At 75.7% G+C, this 1781-nt stretch carries 2 protein-coding genes; both read right to left on the reverse strand.

Annotated elements, in window-relative coordinates; all coding sequences use genetic code 11:
* Positions 1-903: nicotinate-nucleotide--dimethylbenzimidazole phosphoribosyltransferase (cobT, locus tag EYA84_RS31470; protein WP_131057810.1), on the reverse strand; the 903-nt coding region annotated here is incomplete at its 3' end.
* A partial coding sequence (cobC, locus tag EYA84_RS31475) for an Rv2231c family pyridoxal phosphate-dependent protein CobC (protein WP_131057809.1) occupies positions 903-1781 on the reverse strand: 879 nt, incomplete at its 5' end. The genes cobT and cobC, both read right to left, overlap by 1 nt.

Here is a 1781-nt window from a genome sequence, read left to right on the forward strand (position 1 = left end):
GCGGTGACCGGCGATCATCGCGCCGACCGCGTCGGGGGCGAGGGCCGCGGCGGCGAGCGCGGCGGAGACCGCGATCACGCCGTCCAGCAGCACCGGTACGCGTCGCGCGGCGGCACCGAGGACGAACCCGGTCAGTGCGGCGTGTTCCAGCCCGCCGACGGCCGCGAGCACTCCCAGCGGGTCGTCCGGGTCGGGGGCGTGTCGGTGCAGCGCGGCCCGCACCACTTCGATCTTGTGGTGGTACGTCGGGTCGTCGACGCCGGTGCCCCGACCGGTCGCCTCGGCGGCGTCGACCCCGGTGAGGGCGGCGATCAGGGCAGCGGCGGGTGTCGTGTTGCCGATGCCCATGTCCCCGGTGAGCAGGATTCTCGCGCCCGCGTCGATCAGTTCCCCGGCGATCCGGATGCCGACCTCGATCGCCGCCGTGGTCTCCTCGCGGGTCAGCGCGGCGGTGACGGTCAGGTCCCGGGTGCCTCGGCGTACGGGGGTGGTGACCAGTCGGGGCAGCCCGCCGTTGTCGTCCGCGTCGGTCGGGTCGGGGGCGGGCAGCGGGGTGGCCACGCCGACGTCGACCACGGTGACCGAGGCACCGGCCTGCCGGGCGAACGCGTTGACCACGGCACCGCCGGCCAGGAAGTTGCCGACCATCTGCCCGGTGACCTCCTGCGGCCAGGGGCTGACCCGCTGGGCGTGCACCCCGTGGTCTCCGGCGAAGATCGCCACTGCGGCCGGGGTCGGCAGCGGTGGCGGGCAGGTGCCGGCCAGGCCGGCGAGGCGTACGGACAGCTCCTCCAGGGCACCCAGCGAGCCGGCCGGCTTGGTCAGCCGGGCCTGCAACTGGCGGGCCGCGGTCATCGCCGGCTCGTCGAGCGGGCCGATCGCCGCGATGGTGGTCTCCAGCATCATGCCTCCAGGATCTCCGCCAGCACCTCGATGAACGCGTCCGTGGTCGCCCGATCGCGTACGGCGATCCGCAGCCAGTCTGGTCCGAGTCCCGGGAAGGTGTCGCCCCGGCGTACCGCCCAGCCGCGTTCGCGCAGGTCGGCGCGGAGCCGGTCGGCACCGGGCCGCTGCACCAGGACGAAGGCGCTGGCCGGACGGCCGGCGACGCGTACGCCCGGCAGGGTCGACAGCCGGTCGACCAGGTAGGCGCGGTCGTCGGCGAGTTGCGCGGCGATGGCGCGCTCGGCCTGGACCGCGACGTCGGTGGCGCAGGCGGAGGCGGCGGCCAGGGCGGGGGTGGCGACGGCCCAGAGCGGCTGTACGGCGGCCAGCCGCGCCAGCAGCGTCGCCTCGCCGAGCAGGTAGCCGATCCGGAGTCCGGCCAGTCCCCAGGTCTTGGTGAGGCTGCGCACGACCAGCAGGCCGGGCAGGTCACGTCGGGCGGCCAGCGACTCGGGTTCACCGGGTACGCCGGGCGTGGCCGTGGTGTCGGCGAACGCCTCGTCGATCACCAGGACCCGGCCGGGGCGGGCCAGGGCGGCCAGGTCGGCGGCGGGGTGCAGCACCGAGGTGGGATTCGTCGGGTTGCCGATCATGACGAGGTCGGCGTCGGCCGGGATGCGCTCCGGGTGCAGCCGGAAGTCGTCGGCCGCGTCGAGCAGCACCCGTTCCACGGTGTGCCCGGCGGCCCGCAGCGCGGCCTCCGGTTCGGTGAACTGCGGGTGCACCACCACGGGTCGGCGTACTCCGCGCAGCGCCTGGGCGAGCAGCACGAAGCCCTCGGCGGCACCGGCGGTGAGCAGCACCTCCTCCGGTGGGCGGCGGTGCCGGGCGGCGAC

The sequence above is a fragment of the Verrucosispora sp. SN26_14.1 genome (genome assembly GCF_004307965.1).
In the GTDB taxonomy this organism is placed as follows: domain Bacteria; phylum Actinomycetota; class Actinomycetes; order Mycobacteriales; family Micromonosporaceae; genus Micromonospora.